The organism is Desmonostoc vinosum (assembly GCF_059505385.1).
This window is the reverse complement of record NZ_JCACKM010000237.1, coordinates 1-7415: the sequence shown is the minus strand read 5'-3', so window position 1 is coordinate 7415 and position 7415 is coordinate 1. Positions and strand designations below refer to the sequence as shown.

The following is a 7415-nucleotide window of genomic DNA, read 5'->3' as shown; positions in this document are numbered from 1 at the left end:
TTATCAGCCAGAAAATTTATTTTCTGGCGAGTATCCAACTTTTGCAAGAGGTCTATTGACCAAATAATTCGTAAAACTTCCGACTTTGCTCAGTACAAGTTCGTAATGACGCGACGCTCCTGTGTCGCTACCGCTGACGCTCGTACCGACGCTCGATGACTCGCTAACGCTACCGCTGCGAAGCGCGTAATTTCTGGTTTCAAGCCCCTCTGTTACAAGGCAAGCGCAATTATGCACTACTGCGGTGACTTTGGGATAATGGCTTGCGTCGCAATGAGATAGTCAATTTAAATGTGCATGACTTTAACCTTTTTGTAATGGGAATCTATACCTTGCTTCACAACTTTTCGTCTTTAAAGGCGTTAGCGTAGCGGGACGAAGTTCGGTTTTAGACCCGATTGTTTCGATGATAGAGATTTCCCGCTTAAGCGTTCCCTATTCCCTGTTCCCTTTTAAATAGATTACTGTCTAGCTAGTTGTTTGAGATGATTGAAAGTCTTGCTGTAGCTGAGTTACAACCCCAATTTATAAAAATTTTCTATCAATGGGTTGACTGTAGGCATATAGTTAAATTGGAGAATTACGCGATAAATCCATCTCAACAGAAAAAGCTATGAGAGAAAAACCCAAACAACAAATGCGGATATGGGCGATGTTGTGTCATCTCTCAGCATTGTTGGCGTGGATGTTGCTATTTTTTTTAGTGTTTCTCGGTATTCCTCTTTATTTACCTCTGAACCTTTTAGCACCGCTGGTAATTTGGCGATTTAAAAAATCACAGTATCCCTGGATTGATTTACAAGGCAAAGAATCTTTAAACTTTCAAATATCTTTAACATTTTATACCTTAGTTGTCATATTCATCTCCTTGTTTCTAGTGTTAACTAGTTGTGGTATAGCAGTGACTGCTAATGGCACAGGAAATGAAATGAAGACAACTTTAGATAGTTTACTAATTATGTTTATGTTGTTAATTTTATTGGTAATGTTACTACAATCATTTTTAGTAACTTTTGCTGCTATTAAAGCTTACAGAGGCGAGCATTTTCGCTATCCTTTGACGATGCGACTTTTACGGTAAAAAAGCTTTGATAAAGAATAATTATGGTAAGATGCGACGAGGCTTTCTAAGTAGTTGCTTATGATTGGGGTTGCGATCGCCGGCACTGGATTTGGTCAAAAAGTTCACATTCCTGGATTTCAAGCACATCCACAGACTGAGGTGGTTGCTGTTTATCATCGGGATATCAACAAAGCCAAAGCTATAGCAGCATCCCATCATATTCCCCACGCCTGTGACACAATCGCAGAGATTGTTGCTTTACCAGAAGTACAAGCAGTTAGTATATCTACACCACCGTTTTTGCACTATGAAATGGCGAAAACTGTGCTACAAGCACACAAGCATTTGTTACTCGAAAAACCCGTTACCTTAAACGTAGTCCAAGCCAAAGAATTGTATGAATTAGCAAAAAACAAAGGCGTAATCGCAACCGTAGACTTTGAATTTCGCTTCATCCCAGGATGGCAGTTCTTGTCTGAACTGTTATCACAAGGTTATATAGGTGATTTACGCTTAATTAAAATTGACTGGTTAGGTTCCTCTCGTGCTGATACCTCCCGTCCTTGGAATTGGTATTCCTCCAAAGAAAAAGGGGGTGGTGCATTGGGGTCTTTAGGTTCCCACACCTTCGATTATATTCACTGGCTATTTGGGCCAGTACGCAGATTAAGCGCCCATTTAAATACCGCCATTCCTACAAGAATTGACCCCAGTAGCGGCGAAATCAAGCCAGTAGAAACAGATGATAACTGTCTACTATCACTAGAATTAGCCAATGGAACACCTTGCCAAGTTGCTATCAGCGCAGTTGTTCATGCATCAAGGACACATTGGATAGAAGTGTATGGCGATCGCGCTACATTAGTCTTAGGCAGTGAAAACCAGAAAGATTACATACATGGCTTTCGCCTTTGGGGTTCCCAGCCAGGTAAACCTCTGACAGAAATAGAAATACCCAACCGATTAATCTTCCCCAAAAACCACGCTGACGGACGTATCTCTGCATTTATTCGCGTCATCGACCAATGGGTACAAGGAATCAAACGCCAGCAGCAAACCATACCATCCTTGCGAGAAGGGGTTTACTCTCAATTACTCATGGACTTATCCCATCAATCTCACACCACAGCAACTTGGGTAGATGTCCCAAGTTTAGAAGCTTTTTTAGATAAAGATTAGACTTCTTGCAAAAATCGTTCTTTTTGCGTTCTTCTTGGCGCGGCAGTCGCTCATGAGGGAAACCACGCCATTTGCTTCAACTCTCTCGACCAGAGCAACGCAGTGGCTCCCCAAGACCGCGCTGCCTTGCCTTTGCGTGTTATAAGCTAAAAAACATCTAAATTACATAATCAAATTAAATAAAACTCTTGTGGGGTGGGCATCTTGCCCGCCCTAATTATGCAAGTTATATATGGAACAGCTTATCATGTCTGGCTAATCACTTATCATAAAAATTTCTCCCTTGTCCCCCTTCGGGTGACGCTCGCAAGCTCGCTAACGCAGTCGCCTGCGGAGGGAAACCCTCCTTTACTCGCTGTCTCACCGCGTCTCCCTATCTCCGCGTCATCAACGTTTCGTAAATTAAATAGACAGGCAAAAATACATCGTTTATTTATGGGAACTTCACAGATATTGCTAGAGTCTACAGCCAGGTATGTTTGTAAATTAATGTAAAAATCAAAACATCTGCCAAAAGCCATATAGCCCCAAATAGCTATGGTTCAGTCTCTGCAAAGTTTATCTGCTGTGCTTCGGCAATGTGCGACTTACACAGCCATTTTCGCCTTGTGTACTGCCTGCGGTTCTATGCAGGCTCAGAGTAATGTCCGTGATTCTCCTGTGTCCACTCAAATAGCTACTTCTACTCAAGTAGTGGCTTTAGGGAAGTTAGTACCAGAGGGAGACGTGATTAAGATATCGGTAGTGAATGCTCAAGATAGCCGTGTTAACCAAATTTTGGTGAAAGAGGGCGACTTTGTGAAGACAAATCAAGTAATTGCCGTTCTCCAAGGACAGAATCGAGCTGAACAGCAATTGAGGGATGCTCAGGCAAATGTAGCAATTAAGCGATCGCAATTGTTGAAAATTCAGCAAGGAGATGCCAAACAAGGAGAAATTGCCGCCCAGCGTGCAGCAATCACTGAGTTGGAGGCACGATTCCGCACAGAAACCAAACAGCGACAAGCAACAATTGCCCAAGCCGCAGCCACCATTCGCAATGCAGAGTTAAAATACCAACGCTATGTTACCCTAGCCCAAGAAGGGGCAGTTAAGCGTTCTGAGCTAGACGATGCCCAAGAAGAATTTGACAGGGCGAAAGCCATACTCTCGCAAAATCAAGCCGAATTAGAAAATACTACATCCACTATCCAGGCACAACTTGCTAAAGAAAAAGCAAACCTCAAGCGATTACAGGAAGTGCGGCCAGTTGATGTGCAAATTGCTAAAGCCGAACTAGAACAAGCACAAATCCAGGTAGAACAGAACAAAGCAGTATTAGAAGATACACAAGTAAGAGTACCCATCGCCGGGCAAATTTTGCGAATCAACACTCGTGTTGGTGAACAGGTGAATACCCAAGAGGGAATTGCCGAACTCGGACAAACAAAACAGATGTACGCGATCGCTGAAGTCTACGAAACTGATATCGTCAAAGTCCGCCGAGGACAGCAAACAACAATTAACAGCGAGTATGGCGGCTTCAGTGGCGAGATTCATGGCAAAGTCGCTCAAATAGGTTTACAAATTGGCAAAACCCGCCTCAATCAAGACCAAAATAACCCAACCACCGATGTCAATGCCCGTGTAGTAGAAGTAAAAATCCGCATCGATCCCAAAGATAGCCCAAAAGTAGCCACCTTAACTGGTATGCAAGTGCGAGTCAAAATAGATATTTGAGGAGATGAAGGGAATTATTAAAGAATGCAAAATGTTTCGTACCCTGCGGGATCTTGCTACAAAATTTAAGGTTTCTATTTGCATATCGACACTGCTTTTCTCCTACTTGACTTTCGGCTATGACAAAATTGAGTATACAAGAGGCATATGATTTTTATAAAAAATACATTTACAACCAAGAACTTATTAGTTTATTGAGAGAATATAATATACGAATTCCTGGAAGCATTTCGCCACAGCTTTGGGAGTTGTTCGGTGCTATCTTAACTGGAGATAGAGGTACTGGCAGCTATGGAGCTGACCTTAACAATTATGAGATAAAATCTAGTCTTGATACTAATTCATTTGAGTATCAGTATCATCTTAAAACAGGTCAGGGCAAGCTTTTAAAAGACATGATTGTAGATCATGTGTTTGTATCCTACAGTCGAGATTATAGAAATATTACAGTTCGCCAACTTCCTGGAGATTTTCTTTTAGAAATTTTCCAAAGTTGGTTGCCCGGTTTAGAGGAACGCTACAGCAATCAAGAATCTAATCGTCGATACCGCAAAAGTATCAGCTACAGTACAGTAAAAACACATGGTCAAGTGGTTATGAATATTCAAGATGGAATATTAATATTTCCGCAAGATTAGTTAGGCAGTAGGTAGGGAAGCTTTCAACGTGCTATTTAATTCATCAAAAAGTGGATTAAGATAATTTTTAACAATCCATTCAATCACGGGAACGCAAACAGCATCACCAAAGCCAAAAAGTATATTGTTAAATGAAACATTCTGAGGGATTAAGTACTCTGGTGCCCCCATAAGACACGCACTTTCACGAGCGTTAATTAACCTAGCATCAAAACACCTTTTACCAGATCTGACAATAATTTGACGTGCGCTTCCGCCTTTAGGAGTTCGTAAACATCCTGCGATTCCATCAATTCTTAATTCGGCCGTTGATTGTTTAGTGCAATCACGTATCCTTGTACGCCGAAAGACAGTTCCATATGACCAATACTCATTTTGCATCATTAAACGAATTTGGGCTTTATGACGCTCGAACATTTGATTGAATAAATACTCTGTTCGTTCTTTCGTCCACCATTTCTCAGTTTGATCAACAATATCAGCTAAACATATTGTTCTTTGAGGCAAGTCTGGTAAATTACGAAGGTTCCATCTAATTGTTGGATTAGCAGCAATAAAATCTTTAACTTTTTGTGGTCTTGCACAGGTCTGCTGACTCATTATATGTTCTATGTCATTGGAAGTGTGTGATAAACCAAACAGATTACCTACTATAAATAGACGTACCCTGCTTTGCGGAACAAAGTGAGCAGCATCAATAACTAAAATATCGACTGCATAACCAAGATTATTTAAAGCTTTTAAAGCAATAATTAGATCTTTTCTGTACCCGGAAGTTAGAAAACCTTCTACATTCTCAATAAGAATTAAAGGAGGTTTATTCATTGAATGAATTTCACCTATTTCACTAATAAGTCGAATAAATTCCCAGAAAGTAGATGATTCTCCAGAATGCAATCCACTCCTAGATCCTGCAACGGAGATGTTAGTACATGGAAAAGATGCATGAGCTAAAGTTATTTGAGGAACTTTAGCTCCTGTTATTTCTTTAATATTTTTACAGTGATAATGCTCTCCTCCAAAATTTCCTTGATACATTAAGCATTTTTCTTCATTATGATCAAGAGCATACTTGACCTGCCATCCTTGCTTTAAAAGACCCATTGTGACAAGACCAATTCCTGCAAAAAAGTCTGCTGCTGTTTTTTCAAGCTTCATTTGCTTTAGTCATCTAAGGAATCTTGAACGTAGAAAAACGGCCCTGTAACACTTTTTTGTCCAATAATCTGGACTAGCTTAATTGCAACATTCGCATATCTACTGCTTTTGCCCTGTTCTGCCGCACTTACATTTGATTGGCAAGAACCAATAATTTGAGCAGCTTCAACCTGACTTAAGCTAGCCTGTTCACGAAGCTTACGAGCTAGTTTTCCTAATTGTTTAATGTTTAAATAGGTCATTTAATTAATTATTATAGCCATTTTGACTATAATAATCAAGAACAGTGTAGTAAATTCTTGGTTGTATAGTCTACCTCATAGTTGCTAGTGAAATTCCCCCTACTCAAAATCTCAATAGAAACTCCTCTAGCTTGGGCACAGTTATCTCATCAAAAGGTTCGCTTGGCTGTCGCAACCACAGGCGTATGCTTTGCCAATATTCTCATGTTTACCCAGCTAGGACTCCTAGCAATGTTGACAGAGGGGTCAACTCGCCTACATGAAAACTTAGGTGGAGATTTGCTATTGTTATCCTCATTCAGCCCAAGTTTAAACTTCAGGATATCTTTTCCTCTTGCTTACATTTATCAAGCATCTGCAATCAATGGTGTTACCAATGTTAGCCCTGTTTATATTAGTAGGGCAAATTGGGTAAATCCCAATCAATTATCTAGGCCAGATAACTCCGATCAAAAACGCCGTCGAGGAAGTTTCTTTGGTAACGAAGTCAGGGTTATTGCTTTTAATCCTGTGCAATCTGTTTTGAAGTTACCAGAGGTAAATCAACAACTAGCAAAATTAACTGCACCAAATGTAGTGTTATTTGATCGCTTATCCCAACCTTCTTTAGGTGAAATCCCTCAAATACTTGCTAATCAAAAAGAGTTAGCAACTATCATGGACAATCGCCGTATCTATGTAGTTGGACTCTTCAGTATAGGCAGTTCCCTGAATGATAAAGGTAATGTGATTATGAGTGACTGGAATTATGCTCAACGCAATGGGCAAGATAGCCTCAAGCAAGTTCGAGTAGGGGTAGTTACTTTGGAGAAAGGCGCAAATCTCAGCGCAGTTCAAACACAGTTGCGTCAAAGTCTTCCCTCAGATATTAACGTGCTTACCCACAAGGAATTAATTCAACGAGAACAGCAGTTTTACGAATCACAACCAGAGGGAATTATCCTCAAGTTTGGTACGATTGTCGGCTTTATTGTGGGGGTAATTATTCTCTATCAAGTTCTTTATTCAGATGTCAGCGATCACCTATCAGAGTACGCCACCCTCAAGGCTATGGGTTACGCCGATCGCGCCTTATTATTAGTAGTATTGCAAGAAGCTGTAATTCTTGGTGTGATGGGATTTATCCCTGGTTTTGTCGCCTCATTAGGTATCTATCAATTGCTGGCAACACTCACCAGAATTCCCTTAACTATGAAAGCGAGTGTAGCCATTCAGGTATTTATTTTAACTATTATTATGTGTGCTGTGTCTGGTGCGATCGCCACCACTAAACTCCGTTCTGCTGATCCCGCCGACGTATTCTAAGGACATTATCCCAATTCTCTAAAATTACCAAAACAGGGAGTAGGGAGTAGGGAGTGGGGAGTGGGGAGTAGGGATACAAAAACATTAAAAACTGTCTTTTGTGGGTTATTG

The 7415-nt window shown here is 40.6% G+C and carries 7 protein-coding genes; 5 read left to right on the top strand and 2 right to left on the bottom strand.

Annotated elements, in window-relative coordinates:
• Positions 1 to 613: 613 nt before the first annotated feature.
• The 4 genes from AC5JMF_RS27315 (at position 614) to AC5JMF_RS27300 (ending at position 4599) form a co-directional block, all read left to right on the top strand.
• Complete coding sequence (locus AC5JMF_RS27315; protein ID WP_495798848.1) at positions 614 to 1081, top strand: DUF4870 domain-containing protein; 468 nt, start codon at positions 614 to 616, stop codon at positions 1079 to 1081.
• A 60-nt stretch (positions 1082 to 1141) separates the two neighbouring features.
• Positions 1142 to 2242, top strand: a complete 1101-nt coding sequence (locus tag AC5JMF_RS27310; RefSeq protein WP_495798849.1) for a Gfo/Idh/MocA family protein — start codon at positions 1142 to 1144, stop codon at positions 2240 to 2242.
• A 537-nt stretch (positions 2243 to 2779) separates the two neighbouring features.
• The gene (locus AC5JMF_RS27305) at positions 2780 to 3961 is read left to right on the top strand and encodes an HlyD family secretion protein (protein WP_495798847.1); all 1182 of its coding nucleotides are present in this window, start codon (positions 2780 to 2782) and stop codon (positions 3959 to 3961) included.
• A gap of 119 nt (positions 3962 to 4080) precedes the next feature.
• Positions 4081 to 4599 carry a hypothetical protein gene (locus AC5JMF_RS27300; protein ID WP_495798846.1) on the top strand — a complete coding sequence of 173 codons (519 nt, stop codon included), beginning with the start codon at positions 4081 to 4083 and terminating at the stop codon, positions 4597 to 4599.
• On the opposite strand, the gene AC5JMF_RS27295 is transcribed toward AC5JMF_RS27300, so the two are convergent.
• Together AC5JMF_RS27295 and AC5JMF_RS27290 are read right to left on the bottom strand one after the other, a co-directional pair.
• Positions 4600 to 5757, bottom strand: a complete 1158-nt coding sequence (locus AC5JMF_RS27295) for a DNA cytosine methyltransferase (RefSeq protein WP_495798845.1) — start codon at positions 5755 to 5757, stop codon at positions 4600 to 4602.
• A gap of 5 nt (positions 5758 to 5762) precedes the next feature.
• On the bottom strand, positions 5763 to 5999 hold the full coding sequence (locus AC5JMF_RS27290) for a helix-turn-helix domain-containing protein (RefSeq protein ID WP_495798844.1): 237 nt from the start codon (positions 5997 to 5999) through the stop codon (positions 5763 to 5765).
• An 87-nt stretch (positions 6000 to 6086) separates the two neighbouring features.
• On the opposite strand from AC5JMF_RS27290, the gene devC reads away from it, so the two are divergent.
• The gene (gene devC / locus AC5JMF_RS27285) at positions 6087 to 7304 is read left to right on the top strand and encodes an ABC transporter permease DevC (RefSeq protein ID WP_495798843.1); all 1218 of its coding nucleotides are present in this window, start codon (positions 6087 to 6089) and stop codon (positions 7302 to 7304) included.
• Positions 7305 to 7415 lie beyond the last annotated feature (111 nt).

What these genes read in the sequence shown, in the direction of transcription:
- AC5JMF_RS27315 (WP_495798848.1), top strand. Translation starts at nt 614, where the DNA reads ATGAGAGAAAAACCCAAACAACAAATGCGGATATGGGCGATGTTGTGT.
- AC5JMF_RS27310 (WP_495798849.1), top strand. Translation starts at nt 1,142, where the DNA reads ATGATTGGGGTTGCGATCGCCGGCACTGGATTTGGTCAAAAAGTTCAC.
- AC5JMF_RS27305 (WP_495798847.1), top strand. Translation starts at nt 2,780, where the DNA reads ATGGTTCAGTCTCTGCAAAGTTTATCTGCTGTGCTTCGGCAATGTGCG.
- AC5JMF_RS27300 (WP_495798846.1), top strand. Translation starts at nt 4,081, where the DNA reads ATGACAAAATTGAGTATACAAGAGGCATATGATTTTTATAAAAAATAC.
- AC5JMF_RS27295 (WP_495798845.1), bottom strand. Translation starts at nt 5,757, where the DNA reads ATGAAGCTTGAAAAAACAGCAGCAGACTTTTTTGCAGGAATTGGTCTT.
- AC5JMF_RS27290 (WP_495798844.1), bottom strand. Translation starts at nt 5,999, where the DNA reads ATGACCTATTTAAACATTAAACAATTAGGAAAACTAGCTCGTAAGCTT.